The organism is Cellulomonas xiejunii (assembly GCF_024508315.1).
GTDB classification, from domain to species: Bacteria; Actinomycetota; Actinomycetes; order Actinomycetales; family Cellulomonadaceae; genus Cellulomonas; species Cellulomonas xiejunii.
This window is the reverse complement of sequence record NZ_CP101987.1, coordinates 3,104,958-3,126,633: the sequence shown is the minus strand read 5'-3', so window position 1 is coordinate 3,126,633 and position 21,676 is coordinate 3,104,958. Positions and strand designations below refer to the sequence as shown.

The 21,676-nt window shown below is 73.4% G+C and carries 21 protein-coding genes; 9 read left to right on the top strand and 12 right to left on the bottom strand.

The features are described from left to right. Positions 1-81: 81 nt before the first annotated feature. Together NP048_RS14335 and NP048_RS14330 are read left to right on the top strand one after the other, a co-directional pair. Positions 82-843 (top strand): endonuclease/exonuclease/phosphatase family protein, encoded by a 762-nt coding sequence (locus NP048_RS14335; protein WP_227576295.1) that lies wholly within the window; start codon positions 82-84, stop codon positions 841-843. Positions 844-1,079: 236 nt separating this feature from the next. Then, positions 1,080-1,352 (top strand): iron-sulfur cluster assembly accessory protein, encoded by a 273-nt coding sequence (locus NP048_RS14330; protein WP_227576294.1) that lies wholly within the window; start codon positions 1,080-1,082, stop codon positions 1,350-1,352. Between the two features lie 86 nt (positions 1,353-1,438). On the opposite strand, the gene NP048_RS14325 is transcribed toward NP048_RS14330, so the two are convergent. From NP048_RS14325 to NP048_RS14300, 6 genes are all read right to left on the bottom strand, one after another. After that, positions 1,439-2,059: a CE1759 family FMN reductase gene (locus tag NP048_RS14325; protein ID WP_227576293.1), complete on the bottom strand. Its 621-nt coding sequence runs from the start codon at positions 2,057-2,059 to the stop codon at positions 1,439-1,441. Positions 2,060-2,194: 135 nt separating this feature from the next. Next, positions 2,195-3,382: an LLM class flavin-dependent oxidoreductase gene (locus NP048_RS14320; RefSeq protein WP_227576292.1), complete on the bottom strand. Its 1,188-nt coding sequence runs from the start codon at positions 3,380-3,382 to the stop codon at positions 2,195-2,197. Positions 3,383-3,485: 103 nt separating this feature from the next. Continuing rightward, the gene (locus tag NP048_RS14315) at positions 3,486-3,686 is read right to left on the bottom strand and encodes a hypothetical protein (protein ID WP_227576291.1); all 201 of its coding nucleotides are present in this window, start codon (positions 3,684-3,686) and stop codon (positions 3,486-3,488) included. Next, a complete protein-coding gene (locus tag NP048_RS14310; protein ID WP_227576290.1) occupies positions 3,667-4,380 on the bottom strand; it encodes a S24/S26 family peptidase in 714 nt (237 codons plus the stop codon). The genes NP048_RS14315 and NP048_RS14310 overlap by 20 nt, the downstream gene beginning before the upstream one ends. Positions 4,381-4,387: 7 nt before the next feature. Further along, complete coding sequence (locus NP048_RS14305) at positions 4,388-5,101, bottom strand: hypothetical protein (protein WP_256769303.1); 714 nt, start codon at positions 5,099-5,101, stop codon at positions 4,388-4,390. Positions 5,102-5,185: 84 nt separating this feature from the next. Next, the gene (locus NP048_RS14300) at positions 5,186-7,138 is read right to left on the bottom strand and encodes a putative bifunctional diguanylate cyclase/phosphodiesterase (RefSeq protein WP_227576288.1); all 1,953 of its coding nucleotides are present in this window, start codon (positions 7,136-7,138) and stop codon (positions 5,186-5,188) included. A gap of 238 nt (positions 7,139-7,376) precedes the next feature. Here NP048_RS14300 and msrB point away from each other — a divergent pair, with 238 nt between their 5' ends. From msrB to NP048_RS14285, 3 genes are all read left to right on the top strand, one after another. Continuing rightward, a complete protein-coding gene (gene msrB / locus NP048_RS14295; protein WP_227576287.1) occupies positions 7,377-7,799 on the top strand; it encodes a peptide-methionine (R)-S-oxide reductase MsrB in 423 nt (140 codons plus the stop codon). A 198-nt stretch (positions 7,800-7,997) separates the two neighbouring features. Continuing rightward, entirely contained in the window at positions 7,998-8,705 is a 708-nt protein-coding gene (locus NP048_RS14290; RefSeq protein WP_227576286.1) for an NERD domain-containing protein, read from the top strand. 61 nt (positions 8,706-8,766) lie between these two features. Continuing rightward, positions 8,767-9,228, top strand: coding sequence for a MarR family winged helix-turn-helix transcriptional regulator (locus tag NP048_RS14285; protein ID WP_227576285.1), 462 nt, complete (start codon positions 8,767-8,769; stop codon positions 9,226-9,228). 8 nt (positions 9,229-9,236) lie between these two features. On the opposite strand, the gene NP048_RS14280 is transcribed toward NP048_RS14285, so the two are convergent. Together NP048_RS14280 and NP048_RS14275 are read right to left on the bottom strand one after the other, a co-directional pair. Beyond that, positions 9,237-10,850 carry an MFS transporter gene (locus NP048_RS14280; protein ID WP_372456797.1) on the bottom strand — a complete coding sequence of 538 codons (1,614 nt, stop codon included), beginning with the start codon at positions 10,848-10,850 and terminating at the stop codon, positions 9,237-9,239. 152 nt (positions 10,851-11,002) lie between these two features. Further along, positions 11,003-12,469, bottom strand: a complete 1,467-nt coding sequence (locus NP048_RS14275; protein ID WP_227576284.1) for a sugar porter family MFS transporter — start codon at positions 12,467-12,469, stop codon at positions 11,003-11,005. A 241-nt stretch (positions 12,470-12,710) separates the two neighbouring features. On the opposite strand from NP048_RS14275, the gene NP048_RS14270 reads away from it, so the two are divergent. From NP048_RS14270 to NP048_RS14260, 3 genes are all read left to right on the top strand, one after another. Continuing rightward, a complete protein-coding gene (locus tag NP048_RS14270) occupies positions 12,711-13,313 on the top strand; it encodes a hypothetical protein (protein WP_227576647.1) in 603 nt (200 codons plus the stop codon). 240 nt (positions 13,314-13,553) lie between these two features. Beyond that, on the top strand, positions 13,554-14,174 hold the full coding sequence (locus NP048_RS14265) for a DUF47 domain-containing protein (protein ID WP_227576283.1): 621 nt from the start codon (positions 13,554-13,556) through the stop codon (positions 14,172-14,174). Between the two features lie 6 nt (positions 14,175-14,180). Further along, entirely contained in the window at positions 14,181-15,185 is a 1,005-nt protein-coding gene (locus tag NP048_RS14260; RefSeq protein WP_227576282.1) for an inorganic phosphate transporter, read from the top strand. 29 nt (positions 15,186-15,214) lie between these two features. Here NP048_RS14260 and NP048_RS14255 read toward each other — a convergent pair whose 3' ends face one another. The 3 genes from NP048_RS14255 to mshD are packed head-to-tail and all read right to left on the bottom strand — an operon-like array spanning position 15,215 to position 19,478. After that, on the bottom strand, positions 15,215-16,195 hold the full coding sequence (locus NP048_RS14255; protein WP_227576281.1) for an NUDIX hydrolase: 981 nt from the start codon (positions 16,193-16,195) through the stop codon (positions 15,215-15,217). Then, positions 16,192-18,429: an RNA degradosome polyphosphate kinase gene (locus NP048_RS14250; protein WP_227576280.1), complete on the bottom strand. Its 2,238-nt coding sequence runs from the start codon at positions 18,427-18,429 to the stop codon at positions 16,192-16,194. The genes NP048_RS14255 and NP048_RS14250 overlap by 4 nt, the downstream gene beginning before the upstream one ends. Continuing rightward, the gene (gene mshD, locus NP048_RS14245) at positions 18,426-19,478 is read right to left on the bottom strand and encodes a mycothiol synthase (RefSeq protein ID WP_227576279.1); all 1,053 of its coding nucleotides are present in this window, start codon (positions 19,476-19,478) and stop codon (positions 18,426-18,428) included. The genes NP048_RS14250 and mshD overlap by 4 nt, the downstream gene beginning before the upstream one ends. Positions 19,479-19,599: 121 nt before the next feature. Here mshD and NP048_RS14240 point away from each other — a divergent pair, with 121 nt between their 5' ends. Further along, positions 19,600-20,850, top strand: coding sequence for an NAD(P)-binding domain-containing protein (locus tag NP048_RS14240; protein ID WP_227576278.1), 1,251 nt, complete (start codon positions 19,600-19,602; stop codon positions 20,848-20,850). A 91-nt stretch (positions 20,851-20,941) separates the two neighbouring features. Here NP048_RS14240 and NP048_RS14235 read toward each other — a convergent pair whose 3' ends face one another. Further along, the gene (locus tag NP048_RS14235) at positions 20,942-21,319 is read right to left on the bottom strand and encodes a hypothetical protein (protein WP_227576277.1); all 378 of its coding nucleotides are present in this window, start codon (positions 21,317-21,319) and stop codon (positions 20,942-20,944) included. Positions 21,320-21,676 lie beyond the last annotated feature (357 nt).

Genomic DNA, 21,676 nt, shown 5'->3' with positions numbered 1-21,676 from the left:
CGACCGCGGCCGGGTCGACCGCGCCCCGGGGTCGTCGCGGGCTGCCGTGCGGGGGCCCCGGGGACCGGTGAGAATCGCAGGGTGCGGCTCGCGACCTTCAACATCCTCCACGGGCGTTCGCTGGTGGACGGGCGGGTCGACCTCGACCGGTTCGGCGACGCCGTGCGGCACCTCGACGCCGACGTCCTCGCGCTGCAGGAGGTCGACCGGGCGCAGAGCAGGTCGCACGGCGCCGACCTGACCGCCGTGGCCGCGGAGGCGATGGGCGCGCCGCACCACCGGTTCGTCGCGACCCTGCACGGCGAGCCCGGCCTGTGGGTCGCCGGCACGGGCGAGGACCAGCCGGACACCGCCGCCTACGGCATCGCGCTGCTCTCGCGCCGCCCGGTACGCGCGTGGCACGTGCTGACGCTGCCCACGCTGCGCCGCCGCACACCGGTCCGGTTCCCGGGCTCGCGCTGGCCCGAGCTCGTGCGCGACGAGCCCCGCACCGCGCTCGGCGCGGTCGTCGACGACGAGCACGGGCCGCTGACCGTCATCTGCACCCACCTGACGTTCATCCCCGGGTGGAACGTGCGGCAGCTGCGCCACCTGGTGCGCGAGACGCGCACGCTCCCGGGCGCGAAGGTCGTGATGGGGGACCTCAACCTGGCGGGCGAGCAGCCGGCGCGGCTGTCCGGCCTGCGCTCGCTCGTGCGGGCGCCCACGTTCCCGGTCGACGAGCCGGTGCGCCAGCTCGACCACGTCCTCGCCGGGCCGGGCGTCCGCGCGGCAGGCCCGGGCCGGGCGCTCGACCTCGGGCTGTCCGACCACCGCGCCCTCGTCGTCGACGTCACGCGCTGAGGCGCAGACAGCAGGACCACCCGCGTGAAGGTGCAGCCCGGGGGTGCACATGCCGGGAGGGATCTCGCGGGTCGGACGAGCGTTTGCGTCCCTGGTGCAGCCCGGGTCACGGTGGAGGGGTCCGACGGCGTCGGACCGGGGCACGTCGTCCCGCCCGTGGTGCGGCCCTGCGGTCGCCGACGCGGCGGGGCCGCGGGTGCCGGCCGACGTCCCCAGGCCATGGGAGAGGAGCCCTCGTGCTCACACTGACCGACACCGCCCGCACCGCCGTCGAGACCCTCACGATCCAGGCAGGTCTGTCCGCGGAGGGCGGCCTGCGCATCGCCGAGCAGGAGGCGGGAGGCTTCGAGCTCGAACTCGTCGCGGCACCCGATCCGGGGGACGACGTCGTCGCCGAAGGCGCCGCCCGCGTCTACGTCGACCCGCGCACGTCCGAGACGCTCGCCGAGCAGCTGCTCGACGTGGAGGCGACGGAGACAGGGGCCGTCTTCACCCTGACGCACCAGTGACGCACGCCTGACGCGGCGCAGCGCCCGAGGGGCCGACCACCACCGGTGGTCGGCCCCTCCTCGTCCCGTCCGTGCGCGGGCGGCGGTCAGGAACCGCCGAGCAGGTCCTCGAAGGACGGCACGGCGTCGTACAGCCCCGTCCTGGTGACCGGCTCGCGCGCCGCGACGCGCTGGGCGAGCTCGGCGGCCGCCCGGCGGATCCGGGCGGGCAGCGGCTTGACCTGGTCGGTGCCCGCGTCGGCCCAGTCGTCGGTCGCGGCGAACACCGACGTCGGCACGACGTCCGCGTGCAGGTACGCGAACAGCGGGCGCAGCGCGTGGTCGAGCGCGAGCGAGTGACGCACGGTTCCGCCGGTCGCGCCCAGGAGCACGGGCGTGCCGTCGAGCGTGTCGGCGGCCAGCACGTCGACGAACGACTTGAACAGCCCGGCGTACGACGCCGCGTACACCGGGGAGACCGCGATGACGCCGTCGGCCCCGGCCAGGGCGCTCTGGGCGGCGGCGAGGTCCGGCCGGGCGTACCCGGTCAGGGTCATGTCGACGACGTCGTGCGCCAGGCCGCGCAGCTCGACGACCTCGACGACCGTGTCGACGCCGCGCGCGGCGAGGTCGGCGACGGTTGCCTCGGTGAGGCGGTCGGCCAGGATGCGGGTCGACGACGGCTGCGACAGCCCGCCGGACACGACGACGATCGATCGGGATGCCACGGGGTCCTCCTGGGGACGTGCTGGGCGGAACTGGATTGCTCTCTCGCGGGAGCGGCGGGTGACTGGATTGCACTCTCGCGGGGGTGGCGGGTGACTGGATTGCACTCTCGCGGTGAGAGGGCGATCCAGTTGCGTTCAGGGGAGGGTGGTGGCGCCGGCGGCCTCGGCGGCGGCGAGGTCGTCCTCCGCCGCCTTGCCCGTCCAGTGGTCCGCGGGGGCGGACTGCTGCACGTGCACGTGCCCGGCGGCGCGGGCGGCGGCGACGCGCTCGGCGTGCGTCGGCGGGTTCGCCGGGACGTCGGCGGGACGGCGGGACTCGGCCTCCTTGCGGAGCACGGGCACGACGTCCTCGGCGAGGATGTCGATCTGCTCGAGCACGGTCTTGAGCGGCAGGCCGGCGTGGTCCATGAGGAACAGCTGGCGCTGGTAGTGGCCCACCTGCTCCCAGAACGCGCCGTAGCGGTCGATGACCTGCTGCGGCGAGCCCACCGTCAGCGGCGTCTCGCGCGTGAAGTCCTCCATCGACGGGCCGTGGCCGTAGACGGGCGCGTTGTCGAAGTACGGCCGGAACTCGGTCCACGCGTCCTGCGAGTTCTTCCGCATGAACACCTGGCCGCCGAGCCCGACGATCGCCTGGTCCGCGCGGCCGTGGCCGTGGTGCTCGTACCGCTGCCGGTAGAAGTTCACCATCTGCGCGGTGTGCTCCATGGGCCAGAAGATCGCGTTGTGCAGGAACCCGTCGCCGTAGTACGCGGCCTGCTCGGCGATCTCGGGGGAGCGGATCGAGCCGTGCCAGACGAAGGGCGCGACGCCGTCGAGCGGGCGGGGCGTCGAGGTGAAGCCCTGCAGCGGCGTGCGGAACTTGCCGGACCAGTCGACGACGTCCTCCTCCCACAGGCGGCGCAGCAGCGCGTAGTTCTCGATCGCGAGCGGCAGGCCCTGGCGGATGTCCTTGCCGAACCACGGGTAGACGGGGCCGGTGTTGCCGCGGCCCATCATGAGGTCCATGCGGCCGTCGGCGATGACCTGGAGCATCGCGTACTCCTCGGCCAGGCGGACCGGGTCGTTGGTGGTGATGAGGGTGGTCGCGGTCGACAGCACGATGTTCTTCGTGCGGCCCGCGAGGTAGCCCAGCATCGTCGTCGGCGACGACGGGACGAACGGCGGGTTGTGGTGCTCGCCGGTGGCGAAGACGTCGAGCCCGGCGGCGTCGGCGTGCTCGGCGATGGTGAGCATCGCGCGCACGCGCTCCGTGTCGTCCGGGGTCCGTCCGGTGGTGGGGTCGGTGGTCACGTCACCGACGGAGAAGATCCCGAACTGCATGCTGCACCCCGCTCGTCAAAGTCCATGCGTTTGCATCGAACAGGTGGCTCAACGGCCCGGTCGGTGCAGGTATTCCGGCCGTCCGGACGAGGGGTCGCTCGGGTCACCCGGCGGGGGTCGGGAACACGAGCGACGTCGACACGACGGTGGTCGTCCGCGCGGTGTCCGTCAGGAGCGCCGCCGTGAGCTCGACCGCCGACGACAGCGCCAGCAGCACCAGCAGCAGGGTCAGCACGGCGAGCCGCACCCACGTGCCGCGGGCAACGGGGGCCGCCGTCCGCGCGTCACTCGAGGACGAGCGCATCGACCCTCCTGTCGTCCTGCGGGCGCTGGGTGCGCCGGCCGCGTCGCCGTCCTTCGAGCACCGAGACCACCTCGAGCGTCGCGAGGGCGAGCAAGGGCGGGACGAGCATGACCGCGCGCCCGCGCGGCGACGTCGCCCACGACAGGACCGGTCCCCAGCCGTGGTGGACCTCCAGCAGCACACCCTGCACGCGCTCGACCGGCGTGGCGTTCGCGTCCGGGCTGTGGTTCGCGTCGCCCTGGGTGCGGATGTACGGCTGCAGGACCGGCTGGCCGTCGTCGCCCAGGACCGGCTCCATGCGGCCCGACCCGTCACCGACCTCACGCATGGCCGGGAGGCGGTGCAGGGACACGATGCGGTGGGTCACCAACCCGGTCTGGCCGACCGGCTGGAAGGTGACGACGAGGTTCGGCTTGAGCTCGGAGGCGTCCGACACCGCTCGCAGGACGACGACGTCGCCCGCCACGAACCGCGGGGCCATCGAGCCGGACGTCACGATCAGCAGCCGCTGACCCTGCGCCTGGAACCACAGCGGCGCCGCGAGCGAGGCCGCGAAGGTCACGACGCCCACGGTCACCACGGTCCACAGGGCCACGCTCGTCGCGCGTCGCCACCAGGGCGTGCTCGGACGGGCCGCCGGGCGCGACGCGCGGCGGTCGACGAAGGGCTGCGGGGCCGGGAGGTCCGGGGTCAAGGCCGTCTCAGTTGTTCACCGTCTGCTCGGAGTCGAGCTGGAAGGTCAGCTCGGCGGCCGTGTTCTGGTATGTGTCGTCGGCGTCGCTCGACATGTCGACCCGCAGGCACAGCGTCTCCGACCTGACCACGGCGTCGAGCGTGCGGTCGTCGGGCTGCGCACCCGTCGCCGGGTCCCCGACGATCGCGGCCGGGTCCGGACCGGGCGGGAGCCCGAAGTCGCCGTCGACGAGATTCGCTGTGTCGCCCAGGGACTCGGCGTCGTCCGTGGCGGCGAGCGTGCACGCCGGCCCCGGGAAGACGCGTGCCCGCAGCTGGGTGCGCAGGTCTCCCGTGCCGGCGGTGCCCGCGGACGGCGTCGTCGTCGCGGCCGCCATGCTCACGGCGTACCGCAGCGCGAGCGAGCCCTCGTTGTTCACCGTCAGGGGCGCGAAGACGCTCCCGCCCGGCGCCAGGCCCTCGAGGGGCAGCTCGAACTGCGCGCCGTCCGCCGTCAGCACCACCGTGCCCGTGGTGATGGCGCCGCTCAGCGAGTCCTGGTCGGTGAACAGGGCGGACGTCGTCAGCGACGTCACGCCCACGCCTGCCAGGACGAGGATCGAGCCCGTGGCCCAGAAGCGGCGACGCCGTGCGACGTCCTGCCGCGACGGTTCGGGGTCGATCATCTCCTCGAGCAGCTCGTCCATCATCGCGTCGGCCCCCTTCGTCCGGTCGTGCGCCATCGCCGGCCGAGACGCGGCCGCACTCCACCTGCTTCGTCCCTCATCGGCTCGGGTCGCCCGAACCTTGAGGTATGTCCTGCTACTTCACCCGATCGGGTGAAGCGAGCTGCCGCCGGGCGGATGCACCGCGGACGCCGGTGCCGGCCGTGCCCACAGGAAGCCCTGCGCCCGGTCGACGCCCAGACGCTCCAGCGTGCGGGCCGTCGGCTCGTCCTCCACGCCCTCGGCCACCACGCGCAGGCCGAACGAGTGCGCCAGGTCCACCATCGCCTGCACGACGACCTCGGAGCCCGCCCGGCCACCCTCACCGAGGTCGGCGACGAACACCCGGTCGATCTTCAGCTCGGCCACCGGCAGGTCGCGCAGCTGGGAGATCGACGTCGTCCCCGTCCCGAAGTCGTCGATCGCGACGCACACCCCCAGGGCGCTCAGGCGCTCCAGGACCGGGACCACCCGCGTGCGGTCCGCCACGAGCGCGGTCTCCGTGACCTCGACCTCCAGCAGCGAGGCGTCCACGCCGTGCCGGGCGAGCAGCAGCTCGATCATGTCGACCACCGCGGGACTCGCGACGTCGTGCGCCGACAGGTTGACCGCGACCGGCACGGCCTGGCCCTGCGCGTGCCAACGCGCGAGCTGGCGCACCGACTCCTCGAGCGCGAACTCCGTGACGCGGTGGATCAGACCCGACTGCTCGGCGAGCGGCACGAACGCACCCGGTGGCAGCAGTCCTCGCGTGGGGTGCCGCCAGCGGATCAGGGCCTCCAGCCCCACGGTCCGCTGCGACGCCAGCTCGATCTTCGGCTGGTAGTGCATCTCCAGCTGCGGGACCTCCGTGGGGTCCCCCCGGGACTCGAGCGCGCGGTGCAGCTCACCCAGCAGCACCAGCCGCGCGGGCGAGGAGTCGTCCGAGGCGGGCGAGTAGACGCTGACGCCCGTGCGGTGGTGCTTGGCGGCGTACATCGCGATGTCCGCCGTGCGCATGAGGGCAGAGGCGTCCGCGGCGTGGTCCGGCAGGCACGCGACGCCGATCGACGTCTCGACGTGCAGCGCGATGTCGCTCAGCTCGAACGGGCGGGCGAAGAGGCCGCGCACGCGCAGGGCCAGGCGCTCGGCGTTCGCGACGGTCCGTACGTCGGGCAGCAGGATCGCGAACTCGTCGCCGCCGAGGCGCGCGACCACGTCGTCGTCGCGCAGCGCGTGGCGCAGCCGCTCGGCGACTTGCTGCAGCAGCTCGTCGCCGTGGTCGTGCCCCAGGGTGTCGTTGATGTCCTTGAACCGGTCGATGTCGAGCAGGATCAGGCCCACGCGCGCGTCGTCGTCGGCCACCTTCTCGATGGCCCGTTGCATCTGGTCGGCGAGCAGCCGCCGGTTGGGCAGGCCGGTGAGGGAGTCGAGCAGCGCGAGGCGTGCGTTGTCGAGCGCGGTCGTACGCAGCCGGCGCGACGTGGCGTGCACGATCCGGAACAGCAGCAGCCACAGCACGACGAGGCTGCCGACGACGACGAGCGTGACCGTGCGGGTCGTGCTCTGCAGCGTCTGCTGCGTCACGGTGTGGTCGAGCATGACCTCCGCGCCGCCGACGCGGGCCGTGGCCGCGACGTCCGTCGGCTCCTCGGGCGTGGCGGTGTCCGACAGCCTCACCGGGACGTACACGTCGAGGACCGTGCGCTCGTCGGGGGCGGGGACGCCCGCGCGCACGTCCGGCTGGACGACGGCGTCGGGGGTGCCGGAGCGCATGACCCGCGTCAGGCGGTCGGCGCGGGGCAGCCCGGTCGTCGCCCCGTCGGAGGAGTACATCAGCCGCCCGTCCGCGCTCCACAGCCGCAGCTCGACCAGCTCGTCGCCGAACCCGCGGATCGCGTCCGTCACCGCGTCGCGCTCCTCGGCGGACAGGAGGCCCGTCACGAAGGCCGTCGACGGGACCGCGCGTGCCGCGAACATCGCGGTCCTCGCCGCCGCCGCCGTGCCGTCCCGGACGGCCTGACCGCGCATCTGCGACGACGTCACGACGACCAGGGCGACACCCACGAGGAGCATGCCGACGAGGCTCACGAGAGCGAACCGGCGCGTCGGGCTCGAACGGCGGCGTCCAGCTGGCACGTGCACCTCGCGGCTCGGGCGGACCGGGGGATCTCCCCGCCAGGCTATGTCCCCAGGTGGCGACGGTGACGGACGCCGGGCTGGGCGGTGTCCAGGTCCGCAGGGAACGCCGGGTGAATCTCGGGTGTTGAGTCCGACGGAGCCGCCGCCAGGGCGGCACCGGGAGGAGCCCGACGTGACCGAACCCCGTGCGTACCCCGTGACCAAGAGTGACGCCGAGTGGTCGCTCGAGCTCGAGCCCCAGGAGTTCGCGGTACTGCGCCGTGCGGGCACCGAGCGCGCGTGGACCGGTGCGCTGCTGGACGAGCACCGCGAGGGCGTGTACCGCTGTCGCGCGTGCGGCAACGAGCTGTTCCGCTCGGACACCAAGTTCGACTCGCACTGCGGGTGGCCGAGCTTCTTCTCCCCGCTGGCGGGGGACCGCGTCGAGCTGCTCACGGACCGGACGCTCGGCATGGTGCGGACGGAGGTGCGCTGCGCGCGCTGCGGCTCCCACCTGGGGCACGTGTTCGACGACGCGCCGCAGACGCCCACGGGGGACCGCTTCTGCATGAACTCCGTCAGCCTCACGTTCGAGCCCACCGGGCACGACGGGTGACGGGTCGTCCCTCGGAGGTGCGAGGCGCGCTCCCGGCGGGGGGACCGTCGGGGTGACGACACGCCGCGACACGCCGCCACGTCCGGAACTCCGCCGTGGACGGGACTGAAGTACCGCGCTCCCCGTGCCGATAATGCGGACGTGGACGAGGTCCTGAAAGTTCGGCGATGGCGGCGATACGGTGCCGACCGCCTCTACGTGACGCACGAGACGACCGGCGCGCGCATGGGTTCCGTCGACCTGCAGTCCGGTGAGGTCGTCGCGGACGACCCGGTCCTGGAGGCCAGGGTCCGCCGTGCCGCGCAGGCCTACCTGCGGTCCGACGTCCCGGAGCTGGTCCTGCCAGTCACCTCCGAGCTGGCGTCGATCGACGCGCTGGAGGGCGCCGGCGTCGAGGCCTGGCTCGGCGAGGACGACGACCACCCGCGCGGTGAGCGCGGCAGCCCGGTGCGGCTGCGCCTCGACCGTCTCGCGGACGAGGGCTGGCAGACCGTGCACGACGTGCCCCTGGGCCGGCAGGGCACGGTCGTCGAGCACCTGCTCATCGGCCCCGGGGGGATCTTCACCGTCACGGAGCGCAAGCACCCGGGCAGCCACGTGCGTGCCGCGTCCCGCACCATGCACGTCGACGGACGCGCCGTGCCCTACCTGCGCGACGCACGGCTCGAGGCCTCCCGCGTCCAGGGGCTGCTGCACTCCGCCGGCTGCGCCGGTGTCGCCGTGCGCGCGGTCCTCGTCATCGCCGGCGACCTCGAGCGGGACGTGCAGGACCCGCCCCAGGACATCCTGGTCATCGCCCGCCACGAGGTCCCGAACCTGTTCCGTCGGATGCCCGAGCGGCTCGACGCGGCCAGGGTGTCGGCCGTCGCGCACGTCGCCCGCCGTCGCACCACGTGGGCGCGCTGAGCGGGTCGCCCGTCCGGCCGTGCGGTCCCCGCGCACGTCGTCGCTGCGTCAGGATGAGCGCATGAGCGATGACCCGGTCCTGCGTGTCGAGCGGGAGCTCGGGCTCTTCCTGCGCCGGGCGCGCGCCGCCTCCGCAGGGCTCGCACGCACGGTGCACCCCGACCTGGACTCGTCCGCGTACCTCCTGCTCGCGACCGTGGCGCGCACGCCCGGCACGCGCACGAGCGACCTCGCCGACCTGCTGGGGGTGGGACGCGGCACCATGTCACGCCAGGTGACCCGCCTCGAGCGGCTGGGTCTGGTGACGCGCACGGCCGACCCGCGCGACTCCCGGAGCCAGCCCCTCACGCTCACGGAGGAGGGGGCGCGTCGGCTCGCGCGCGCGAGGACCGGCCGCCAGGAGTACATGCGGCGCTCCCTGGACGGGTGGCGCGTCGAGGAGCTCACGCAGCTCGCCGACCTGCTCGCGCGCCTCAACGCGGACCTGGTGGCGGACGTCGAACGGCCCGCCGACACCGCCTGAGGGCGGCGTCAGCGCGAGGTTGCCGGCGCGTCCTGCGCCCGAGCCGCCTGCGCCGCGAGCCGCTGCTCGACGCCCGACGCGCGCCCCAGCGGGACCTCCCGCAGCGCGATCACCGCGACGAGGGCCAGCAGCGCGACGGGTGCGCCGATGAGGAACAGCTCCGCGACGCCCACGCCGAACGCGTGCTCGACGACCTGGCGGACCGGGCCGGGGAGCGTCGCGAGGTCGGGCAGCGACGTCGCACCCCCGGAGCCCAGCGCGGAGGCGGGGACGCCGAGGCCCGCGAGACCGTCGACCATGAGGTGCGAGACCCGGTTCGACAGGACCGCGCCCAGGGCCGAGACGCCGATGGTGCCACCGAGGGTGCGGAAGAACGCGACGGTCGCGGTGCCCGCGCCCATGTCGGTGATGGGCAGCGTGTTCTGCGTCGCGAGGACGAGGTTCTGCATGAGCATGCCGACACCCGAGCCCAGCACCAGCATGTACAGGCCGACGAGCGTGAAGCTCGTGTTCTCGTCGATCGTGCCCATGAGGCCCAGGCCCGAGGTCAGGAGCACCGCTCCGACGACCATGACCTTCTTGTAGCGGCCGCTGCGGGAGATGGCCCGCCCCGAGAGCGTCGAGGCGAGGAACGTGCCGGCCACCATGGGGATGGTCAGCAGGCCGGACTCCGTGGGCGTCCTGCCGCGCGCCAGCTGCATGTACTGGCTGAGGAAGACCTGCGTGCCGAACATCGCGATGCCGACGGCGACCGACGCGAGGATCGCCAGGACGACGGTGCGGTTGCGGAACAGGTGCAGCGGGATGATCGGCTCGGCGGCCTGCGACTCGACGGCGATCACGGCGACGACGCCCAGCAGCGCGCCGCCGACCATGGCGCCCGACTGCCAGGACACCCACGCGAACGACGAGCCCGCGAACGTGATCCACAGCAGCAGCGTCGCGATCGACGCGGAGAGCAGCAGGGCCCCGGCCCAGTCGATGCGGACGCGCCGCCGGACGACCGCGGGCAGGCGCAGCGTGCGCTGCAGCACGACGATCGCGGCGACGGCGAACGGCAGACCGACGAAGAAGTTCCAGCGCCATCCGGCCGCATCGGTGATGACGCCGCCGAGCAGGGGGCCGCCCACCATCCCTACGGCCATCACGGAGCCCATGAGGCCCATGTACCGGCCGCGCTCGCGCGGGCTGATGATGTCGGCGATGAGCACGGTGCCCAGCGCCGTCAGGCCGCCCGCACCGATGCCCTGCAGGGCGCGCATGCCGATGAGCATCTCGGTGCTGTGCGACAGCCCGGCCAGTGCGGACGACAGCACGGAGATCACGAGGGCGAGCTGGACGAGCAGCTTGCGGTCGACGAGGTCGGCGAGCTTGCCCCAGATCGGCGTCGAGACGGTGGTGGTCAGGAGGGTCGCGGTGACGACCCAGGTGAACGCCGACTGGCTGCCGCCGAGGTCGGTGATGATGCGCGGCAGGGACGTCGACACCACGCTCGTCGCGAGGATCGAGACGAACATCCCCAGGAGGATCCCGGAGAGGGCCTCGAGGACCTGCCGGTGCGTCATGGGGGCGGTCGGGGGGGTGTCGACGGCGCTGCCGTCGAGGGGGGTGGTCGTGCTCACGCGTGCTGCTCGCTTCCGGGCGCGGGGACGGGGGAGACCGGGCGTCGTCGGCGGTCGAGAGCGGCCGGAAGGGGCGATTCCGACAGTTGCTTCGGGCAACCCTACGCGGACCGGTTACCTCGGGCAACATGTTCTGGGCCACACACGGGACGTCAGGCCGGCGCTCGGCGCCCGCGGCGCTCGACCTTCAGGCCCTCCATGTCCTCGAGCTGCACGCCCTTGGTCTCCGGCACCTTCGTCAGGACGAAGACGAACGAGATCAGCGCGAAGGCCGCGTACATCAGGTAGGGGACGGACGCGCCCCACCGGTCCAGCATCTCGGGGAACGACAGCGTGATGAGGAAGTTCGCGACCCACTGCGCGGACGCCGCGACGCCGAGCGCCGCGGCGCGGATCCGGTTCGGGAACATCTCGCCCAGCAGCACCCAGACCAGCGGCCCCCACGTCGCACCGAAGAACACGACGAACGCGTTGGCCGCGACCAGCGCGATCACGCCCCACGACCCCTCGAGCCGGATGTTCTCTCCCGTCCCCGTCCCGTTCATGAACGCGACGGCCATCGTGGCCAGCGCGACCGTCATGCCCGCGGACCCGATGAGCAGCAGGGGCCGGCGTCCGACCTTGTCGATGAGGCCGATGGCGATGAACGTCACGGCGACGTTGGTCACGGCCGTGATCGTCGAGATGAGGAACGACTGGCTCTCCTCGAAGCCCACCGCCTGCCAGAGCGTCGTCGAGTAGTAGAAGATCACGTTGATCCCGACGAACTGCTGGAACACCGACAGCAGGATGCCGACCCACACCACGGGCAGCAGGCCCAGCACCGGACCCCGCAGGCTCGCCTGGTTGACGAGGGCCTCGTCCGTGCGGATCGTCTGCTCGATCTGCGCGACGCGCTCCTCGGGGTCCTCGTCCGCCCCGAGCACGTCCGCCAGCACCGCGCGGGCCTCGTCGCGACGGCCCTGGGAGACCAGGTAGCGCGGCGACTCCGGGATCCGCATCGCGATGATGCCGTAGACGGCCGCCGGGACGACGCAGACCAGGAACATCCAGCGCCACGCCTCCAGGCCGAACCACAGCTCGCTCGACGCGCCGCCCGCGGTCGTGGCCAGCAGCTGGTCGGACAGCAGCGCGGCGAAGATGCCGAGCGTGATCGCGAGCTGCTGCAGGGAGCCGAGCCGGCCGCGCATCGCGGCCGGGGCGATCTCCGCGATGTAGGCGGGCGCGATGACCGACGCGATGCCGATGCCGATGCCCGCCACGACCCGCCACAGCGCGAGGTCCCAGGCGGAGAACGCGAAGGCCGACAGCACGGAGGAGACGAAGAACAGCACGGCGCCGAGGACCATCACGCGCGTGCGGCCCCACCGGTCCGACAGGCGCCCGCCGAGCCACGCGCCCTGCGCGCACCCCAGCAGCGCCACCGCGACCACCAGCCCGGTGACGACACCCGAGAGGTCGAACTCGCCCTGGACCGCGTCCACCGCGCCGTTGATCACCGAGCTGTCGAAGCCGAACAGGAAGCCGCCCACCGCGGCCGCGGTCGCCAGCGCGACGGCCTTGCCCTTGTACTTCCCGGTCCCCGCCGGTGACGAGCCCCTGGACGTCGCGTCGGCCATGACCAGCACCCCCCTCGCCCGGGTCCGTCCCGGTCAGACCCACTGTGAACCGCACGACCCGACCCCGCACGTCGGCGCCGCGAAGCGCCCGGGGGCACGCGACCGGCACGTGCGGCTGGTGGTCGGCGCCAGGGCGAGAGATCATGCCGCCGTGAGCGAGCACGGGACAGGCAGCGGCGGCGGAGCGGACGACGGCCGGCAGGGCGGCGGGTCGTCCGGCGGGCGGCGGTACCACCGGCCGGTGGTCGTCGACCCCGCGGTCGCCGACGAGCTGCCCGGTGCGCTGGACCCGACGCTGCGTGACGAGATCGCGCACACCACCGCCAACGCGCTCGTCCGGCACGGCCGGGCCACCGAGGACCCGCAGGTCGTCGAGCGGCTCGTGGCGCTGGTCGAGACCGAGGGCCTCGACGTGGTCGCCGCGATGTGGGCCGACAGCCCGTCCGACACGCTGCCCGGGGCGCTGTGGCGGCTCTACGTCCTGCGCGAGTGGGTCCGTCGCGACCCCGAGACGGTCGCCGACCGGTACCGCCAGGGGGTGGCCGCCGCGCCCGTGCACGACGTCGTCGCCGGCGTCGTCGACGGGCCGGGGCCGGACGACGTGCGGACCGTGGCGGACGCCGTGCTGTCGGGCGTCTACACCGGGGACCTCGCGACCGCACTCGAGCGTGCGGCCGCGTTCTGCCAGGTCCTGGCCACCGGGGCGGCGTTCGACGCCGACCACCTGGACGCCCTCGACCCGGGTGCGGCCGCGCGCCAGACGCGCGGGGCAGCCTCCCTCGTCCGGACGGCCGAGGAGCTCGCGCACGCCGCCCAGCTGTGGCGCGCGGACCGGCTGGAGTGACCGAGCCCCAGTACACTGGCGGAGCGACGTCGGGTCGGTAGCCCCGGGCTCCATCATCAGCCGCTTCGAGCGGCCTCGCGCCGTCAGGCGCTCCGGCCCGGCGTCGCACATCTCACACGGCCCAGCGATCTTCCCGGATCGCCCGGGCCGGAAGTCCCGGCACATCTGGTGTTCGCCGCCGGTTACGCTGAGCATGCCCCGCCCCTGGGGCGTCCACCAGTCGATGACCCGGAGCCCTCCGTGCGCCTGCGCCTGACACCGCGCGATACCTCGTACTTCGACCTCTTCGCCGCATCCGCCGTCCATCTCGTGACGGGCGCGAACATCCTGGCGGAGATGCTCGGTGCCGATCGCGCCACCCGCAAAGAGCTGAACAAGCGGATGGCCGCGGAGGAGCACGCCGCGGACGACGCGACGCACACGATCATGCGTCGCCTCAACCAGACCTTCGTCACCCCGTTCGACCGCGACGACATCTACGACCTCGCGTCGAGCCTCGACGACTGCATGGACTACATGGACGAGGCCGCCGACCTCATGGTCCTGTACAAGATCGGGGAGCTGCCGGCCCGCGTGTCGGACCAGGTCCAGGTCCTGCAGCGCGCCGCCGAGCTGACGGCCGAGGCGATGCCGCGGCTGCGCTCGATGGAGTCGCTCCAGGAGTACTGGGTCGAGATCAACCGCCTGGAGAACCAGGCCGACAAGTCGCACCGCAAGCTGCTCGCGGAGATGTTCGACGAGATCGCCGACCCGATCCTGCTCATGAAGCTCAAGGAGATCGTCGAGAAGCTCGAGGACGCGGCGGACGCCTTCGAGAAGGTGGCCAACACGGTCGAGACGATCGCGCTCAAGGAGTCCTGAGCACTCGTGGAACCTGTGCTGGTCGTCTTCGTCGTCGCGCTCGCTCTCGGGTTCGACTACACGAACGGTTTCCACGACGCCGCCAACGCGATCGCCACGTCGGTCTCGACGCGTGCGCTCACGCCGCGGGCGGCGCTCATCATGGCCGCGGTCATGAACTTCCTGGGCGCGCTGCTCGGCACCGAGGTCGCCGAGACGATCGCCACCCAGATCGTGGACCTGCAGTCGGCGTCGTCCCACAGCGCGCTCGTCGTCATCCTGTGCGCGCTCGTCGGCGCCATCACCTGGAACCTCGTCACGTGGTGGTTCGGGCTGCCGTCGTCGTCGACGCACGCCCTGATCGGCGGTCTCGTCGGAGCGGGTCTCGCCGGTGGGTTCGGTGTGTACGGCAGCTCGATCGTCGACAAGGTCGTCCTGCCGATGATCTTCTCGCCGCTGATCGGCTTCACCCTCGCGTTCTTCGTGATGGTCGGCCTGCTGTGGCTCATCCGCAACCGGCCGCCGGCGCGTACCAACCGCCGTTTCCGGTTCGCGCAGACCGTCTCCGCGGCCGCCATGGCACTCGGTCACGGCCTGCAGGACGCGCAGAAGACGATGGGCGTCATCTACCTGGCGCTGCTCACGGCCAACTGGGCGGACCCCGATCACGGCATCCCTTTGTGGGTCAAGCTGGCGGCCGCGGGCGCGATCTCGCTCGGCACGTACGCGGGCGGGTGGCGCATCATGCGCACCCTGGGGCGCAAGATCATCGAGCTCGACCCGGCGCGCGGGTTCGTCGCCGAGTCCGTCTCGGCGGTCGTGCTCTACGTCAACGCGTTCTACCTGCACGCGCCGGTGTCGACGACGCACACGATCACCTCGGCGATCATGGGTGTCGGCGCGACCAAGCGGCTCTCGGCCGTGCGCTGGGGAGTCGCCAAGAACATCGCCGGTGCGTGGATCCTCACGATCCCCGCGGCAGCCGCGGTGGCCGCCTTGGTGTTCTGGTTCGTGCACCCGATCCTGGGCTGAGACGCCCGTCGGGACCGTGGGCTGAGACGTCAGTCGGGCATCGCCGGCGACAGGTGACGCTCGACCGCCAGCACGCGGACGCCGCGGGGCGTCTCGCCCCGGTGCGCGACGAGCAGCTCCGCCGGGGCCAGGAACGGGTTCTTCTCGGGCAGGGCGTCGGCGACCTGCCGACGGCTGTGCTCCGCGAGCACGTCCAGCACCGTCGGCAGCACCGGGCGGTGCGTGCACAGCAGCGCGTCGCGGGGGTCGACGAGCATCTCCCGGACGATGGCGCCGACCCGGCCCGGTGACTCGTCGTGCCTCGCCTCGGTGAGCCCGTCGGCGACCTCCGCCCCGATCCCGGCCGCCGTCGCGTACGGGGCGACGCTCGCGGCGCACCGCTCCCAGCGGCTCGTCACGACCCGGTGGACGCCGAACGCGGCCAGGACGGGCACCGCGGCCACCGCCTGCCGCAGCCCGAGGCCCGTCAGCGGGCGGTCCTCCTCGGTGCCGCCCCACAGGGTGCGCTTGCGGGCCTGCGCGTGCCGCGCGACCACGAGGGCCCGTGTGGCCAGCCGGCCCCGCTGGTGCGCCTCGACGAGGGCGTCGAGCGGACGTCGGTCGGCGCCGCGGGTCAGGCGCCGCGCAGCGTCCCCCACGTCGAACCACTCCCACAGGTCGATCTCGGCGCGGGCGGCGTGCGTGACCGGGGGGCGGGCGCCCAGCGGTGCCTCGTCGCCGCGACCGCCGGCCAGGGCCGCCCAGTAGTGCACGAGCTTGCGCCGACCGTCGGACAGGCGGTACTCGAGCCCGGGCAGCGGGATCCCCAGCACGACGGCCATGCCCGTCTCCTCCTCGACCTCGCGGACCGCCGCGACGGGCGCGATCTCACCGGGGTCGAGCTTGCCCTTGGGCCACGACCAGTCGCGGTACCGCGGACGGTGGACGAGCGCGACCTGCAGGCGACCTGAGCGCACACGCCACACCAGCGCCCCGGCGGCCTCGACGGGGGCAGGGGCGAGAGCCTTCACCGCGCGGCGCCCGGACGGCGCCTCTGACGGTGGATCAGCACCTCCTGCAGGTCCACCAGCGGCCCGTCGGGGCCGACGTGGTGACGGACCCACTCGCCGTCCGGCTGCAGGTGCCAGGACGACGTCGCGTCGTCCATCGACTCCTCGAGGTAGTCGACGAGCTCGCGGACCTGCGCCGCGTCGGCGACGCGGACCAGGGCCTCGACGCGGCGGTCGAGGTTGCGGTGCATGAGGTCGGCGGAGCCGATGTAGACCTCGGGCCCGTCGAACCCGTCCTCGCCCGGCGTCGCGGCCGTGTGCGCGAACGCGAAGACACGGGAGTGCTCGAGGAAGCGTCCGAGGATCGAGCGCACCCGGATCGTCGCGGACATCCCCGGCACGCCCGGACGCAGCGCGCAGATCCCGCGCACGTTGATGTCGATGGGCACGCCCGCCTGCGACGCGCGGTACAGGGCGTCGATGATGGCCTCGTCGACCATCGAGTTCACCTTGATCCTGATCCACGCCGGCTCGCCCCGTCGGGCCGCCTCGGCCTCGCGCTCGATGCGCTCCAGCAGCCCCGAGCGCACGGAGCGCGGCGCCACCAGCAGGCGGTGGAACCGGGACTTCGGCGCGTACCCCGACAGCTGGTTGAACAGCCGCGTGAGGTCCTGGCCGACGTCCGGGTCGGCTGTCAGGAGCCCGAGGTCGGTGTACAGGCGCGCGGTCTTCGGGTGGTAGTTGCCCGTGCCGACGTGGCTGTAGCGGCGCAGGCCGTCGGCCTCCTGCCGCACGACGAGCGAGAGCTTGCAGTGGGTCTTGAGCCCCACGATGCCGTAGACGACGTGCACGCCCGCCTGCTCGAGCTTGCGGGCCCACGAGATGTTGTTCTGCTCGTCGAACCGCGCCTTGATCTCCACGAGCGCGAGGACCTGCTTGCCGGCCTGCGCCGCGTCGATGAGGGCGTCGACGATGGGGGAGTCGCCCGAGGTGCGGTACAGGGTCTGCTTGATGGCCAGCACGGCGGGATCGGCCGCGGCCTGCTCGAGGAACGTCTGCACGGACGTCGAGAACGAGTCGTACGGGTGGTGCAGGAGGATGTCGCGGGCGCGGATCGCCGCGAACACGTCCGTCGGCGTCGCGGACTCGACCTCCGCGAGGTGGCGGTGCGTCACGGGGACGAACCGCGGGAACTGCAGCTCGGGCCGGTCGAGGTCGGCGATGAGGTTCAGCCCCGTGTGGTCCAGCGGCGCGGGGAGCTCGTACACGTCGTCCTCGGACATGCCGAGCTCGCGCACCAGGAACTTGCGGACGCGCGGGCTGATGCCCTCAGCCACCTCGAGGCGCACGGGCGGGCCGAACCGGCGCCGCAGGAGCTCCTTCTCCATCGCCTTGAGGAGGTTCTCCGCGTCGTCCTCCTCGACCTCGAAGTCCTCGTTGCGGGTGATGCGGAAGGTGTGGAACTCGCGCACCTCCATGCCGGGGAAGAGCATGTCGAGGTGCTGGGCGATGACGTCCTCGACGGGCACGAACGACATGGGCCCGCGCTCGGGGGCGGCGGTCTGCGGGACGGGCGCCGACGGACGGCCGGCCGCGTCGACGGCGATGTAGCGCGGCAGCAGCGGCGGCACCTTGACCCGCGCGAAGTGCTCCTTGCCCGTCGCCGGGTTCACGACGCTCACGGCGAGGTTCAGCGAGAGCCCCGAGATGTACGGGAACGGGTGTGCCGGGTCCACGGCGAGCGGCGTCAGCACCGGGAAGATCTGCCGGCGGAAGAACTTGTGCAGGCGGTCCTGCTCGGCCTCACCCAGGTCGTCCCAGCGCACGATCGTGATGCCCTCGGCGGCGAGCGCCGGCTGGACGTCCCGCGCCAGGACCCGTGCGTGGCGCTCCATGAGGTCGTGCGCGCGCTCGCTGATCGACTCGAGCACCTGCCGCGGTGACAGCCCCGACGCGGCGGTGACGGCGATGCCGGTCGCGATGCGTCGCTTGAGGCCCGCGACCCGCACCATGAAGAACTCGTCGAGGTTGGACGCGAAGATCGCCAGGAACCGGACTCGTTCCAGCAGCGGCAGGCTCGCGTCCTCGGCGAGCTCCAGGACGCGCTGGTTGAACGCCAGCCAGGACAGCTCCCGGTCGAGGAAGCGGCCCTCGGGCAGCGGCTCGTGCGCGGTGGGCACGACCTCCTCGGGCGTCTCCACGTGCTCGGCGATCCGCTCGGCCAGCGCCGGGTCGATCGGTGGGGCGTCGGTCATGTGCTCATCGTGACACCGTCGCGGGGACTCGTCGTGTCGGCGCCCTCCACCTGCACGACGGGCGTCCCGTGGGGAGGGCTGCCGGCCGCCGGGGGACCGAACATGACGTCGACGGCGGTCCGGACGAACCCGGCACGCTCGTAGGTGTGCACCGCGACGGTGTTCTCCGCGCCCGTGTAGAGGATGACGGTGCGCAGCCCCCGGTCGCGCAGGTGGGCCAGGCCGAGCGAGGTCAGCGCGCGGCCCATCCCCAGGCCCTGCGCGTGCGGGTCCACCCCCACGACGTAGATCTCGCCGACCTCCTCGCCGGGTGCGCCGTCCGGGGCCGTCCCCGCCGGGTGCACCTTGGTCCACACCGACCCGAGCAGCCGGCCGTCGCGTTCCGCCAGCAGGAAGCCCGCGGGGTCGAACCACGGCTCCGCCTCACGTGCCCGCAGGTCCGCCGAGGTCATCCGCCCCTGCTCCGGGTGGTAGGCGAACGCGCGGGCGTTGACCCGTCGCCACGCCTCCTCGTCCTGCCCGGGGACGAACGGGCGCACCTCGACGCCCTGCGGGAGCCGCGGCGCCGCCGGTGGGTGCTCGGTGAGGTCGAGCGCCATGCGCCACAGCTCGCGGACCACGACCATGCCCGTCGCCTCCGCGGTCGCCCTGGCGGCGGGCAGGTCGCCGTGCGCCCAGACCTGCAGGCGGCGTCCCGGGACCCGTCCGGCCTCCTGCGCGGCACGCGCCAGCAGCACACGCGCGACGCCGTGGCGACGGTGCGCCGGGGCGACGACGAGCTCGGCGCGGACGGTGGTCGAGCTGCCCACGTCGAGCTGGGCGTACCCCACGAGCCCGGCGTCGTCCTCGGCCGTGGGGTCCGTGGCGAGCAGGTGCACGACCGGCGCCTGGTCGTCGGACAGCCACAGCAGGGGTTGCTCGGACAGCGGCGACACCCCGTCGTGGCGCGTCGCATCGTCCTGCAGGGTCCGCACGGCACCCGCCTGCGAGGAGGGCAGGGGACCGGTGACGACGGCGAGCGACGTCGGGACGTCGGTGTCGGACGGCATGCCCCCATCCCATCACGGACGCTTGTCCACCGCGGCCGCGATCCGGGTGATCCGTGTCGGCACACCCACCGTGGCGTCGGCACCGCACCAGCCCCCGGATCCCCGGTACCGTGGACGCGCCATGCCCCCTCCTCCCGCACCCGCGCCAGCTCCGGCGTCCCGACGTGCGCGGCGGGACCGCAGCCGCCCGCGGAGCGTCGAGGTCGACGTCGTCGTCGTCGGTGCTGGGCAGGCCGGCCTGTCGACCGCGTACCACCTGCACCGCACGGGCCTGGTGCCCGTGGGGTCGGCCGGCTGGGAGCGGGCGCGCGGCACCTACGTCGTCCTGGACGACAACCCGCGCGCCGGCGGTGCGTGGCAGCACCGCTGGCGCTCCCTGACGATGGCCGACGCCCACCGCGTGCACGACCTGCCGGGCATGCCGCTGACGATCGTGGACGGTGCGGAGCCTGCAGCCGACGCCGTCCCGTACTACTTCGCGCAGTACGAGGAGGCCTTCGGGCTGAACGTGCAGCGCCCGGTCCGGGTCGAGCGCGTCGAGCGGGCCGAGGGCAACGAGGGGGACGACCCGCGGTTCGTCGTGACGACCCGGCACGTCGAGCACCCCGACGAGGTCGTGGTGTGGTCCGCGCGCGGCGTCGTCAACGCGTCGGGCACGTGGGGCAAGCCGTTCTGGCCCGCGTACCCCGGCCGCGCCACGTTCCAGGGGCGCCAGCTGCACACGCGTGACTTCCGCTCGGCGCAGGACCTCGCGGACGGGCACGTCGTGGTGGTCGGCGGCGGGACGTCCGCCGTCCAGCTGCTGCTGCAGGTCGCCCAGCTCACGACGACGACCTGGGTGACCCGGCGGCCTCCGGTGTGGACGGACGAGGAGCTCACCCCCGAGCTGGGCCGCGACGCCGTGGGGCGCGTCGAGGAGCGCGTGCGCGCCGGCCTGGCGCCCGGCTCGGTCGTGTCGGTGACGGGACTGCCGCTGACGCAGGCCTACCGCGCCGGGATCGACGCAGGCGTGCTGCGTGCCCGCCCGATGTTCACGCGCATCGTGCCTGAGGGTGTCGAGTGGGAGCCGGGTGCGGGCGGTCTGGGCGGTCCGCGGGGCGACGACGGTGCGGGCACCGGCGGGTGGGTCGACGGTCCGTCGTCCGTGGCGGCGCGCACGATCCTGTGGGCCACCGGCTTCCGGGCGTCCCTCGACCACCTCGCACCACTGGGCCTGCGCGGCCCCGGCGGTGGCATCGCGATGGACGGCACCCAGGTGGTCGCGGAGCCGCGCGTGCAGCTCGTCGGCTACGGCCCGAGCGCCTCGACGATCGGCGCGAACCGCGCCGGCCGGGAGGCCGCGCGCCGCCTGCGCAGCGCACTGGGCTGGTAGCACCCGCCGGCTCGGCACCGCCCGGAAGTGGTCACATCGGGCGCCTCCCAGGGCTCTCCCACGGGGCAGATGTGACCACTTCCGTCGGTGCTCAGGCCAGGCGGGCCCGTAGGCGGGCCCGGCCCTGTGCCGTGAGGGTCGAGGTTCGCAGCAGCGAGAGCCACGGGCGGATACGGGCGGGTGCGTGAGGGCGACCGACTGCGCTGTCGATGTCGCGGAGCACCGCGACCGGGTCCCGGCACAGGTCGGCCGCGACATAGCCCCGCCGCGTCCAGCCGGCGGCGGTCAGTGCCCGGTCCCGTCGGAGGTCTCTCGTGTGCGCCTGCGCGGTGCGGTGGACGCCGCCGTCGTACTCGTGCAGCACCCGCGTCGCGGGGAGCCACAGGTCGCCCCGCGCCACGAACATGCCATCGGCCGTCCGGACGACGTGCTGGGGGACCACCGGCGCGTCCACGGTGACGTGCAGCACGCGCAGCACGGTCTCCCAGGGTGACTCGCTGCGAGATCCGCCAGGCCGAGCGCCCGACGCAGCAGCGGCCCACCCCGGCTGCCGTGCGCGGCCACCTCCCCGATCTCGTCGGCGACGCAGCCGTCGCGCAGGGCGGAGTCGACCAGCACCACCAGGTCGAGCAGCCCCAGATCGCGTGCGCACGCGAGGAGCGCGGTCGCCGGCGTGGCGACGCGGACGCCGTCGACGAGGATCGCGGGCACGTCCCGCGCGACGCGGGTCACGCGGATCCCCTCGCGCCGCGATCGTGGTTCGGCTCGTGGCTGGTCGACGAGCACGGGAAGGTCGGGCGGCAGCTGCGGCAGCCACCACCCGTGC

Excerpts from the sequence above, each read along its gene's own strand:
- NP048_RS14285 (WP_227576285.1), top strand. The coding sequence starts at position 8,767 with ATGAGCGATGACCCGGTCCTGCGTGTCGAGCGGGAGCTCGGGCTCTTC.
- NP048_RS14320 (WP_227576292.1), bottom strand. The coding sequence starts at position 3,382 with ATGCAGTTCGGGATCTTCTCCGTCGGTGACGTGACCACCGACCCCACC.
- NP048_RS14315 (WP_227576291.1), bottom strand. The coding sequence starts at position 3,686 with ATGCGCTCGTCCTCGAGTGACGCGCGGACGGCGGCCCCCGTTGCCCGC.
- NP048_RS14305 (WP_256769303.1), bottom strand. The coding sequence starts at position 5,101 with ATGGCGCACGACCGGACGAAGGGGGCCGACGCGATGATGGACGAGCTG.
- NP048_RS14240 (WP_227576278.1), top strand. The coding sequence starts at position 19,600 with ATGCCCCCTCCTCCCGCACCCGCGCCAGCTCCGGCGTCCCGACGTGCG.
- NP048_RS14250 (WP_227576280.1), bottom strand. The coding sequence starts at position 18,429 with ATGACCGACGCCCCACCGATCGACCCGGCGCTGGCCGAGCGGATCGCC.
- NP048_RS14300 (WP_227576288.1), bottom strand. The coding sequence starts at position 7,138 with ATGCTCCTCGTGGGTGTCGCCCTGGTCGTCGTGACGTCGTCGCAGATG.
- NP048_RS14275 (WP_227576284.1), bottom strand. The coding sequence starts at position 12,469 with ATGGCCGACGCGACGTCCAGGGGCTCGTCACCGGCGGGGACCGGGAAG.
- mshD (WP_227576279.1), bottom strand. The coding sequence starts at position 19,478 with ATGCCGTCCGACACCGACGTCCCGACGTCGCTCGCCGTCGTCACCGGT.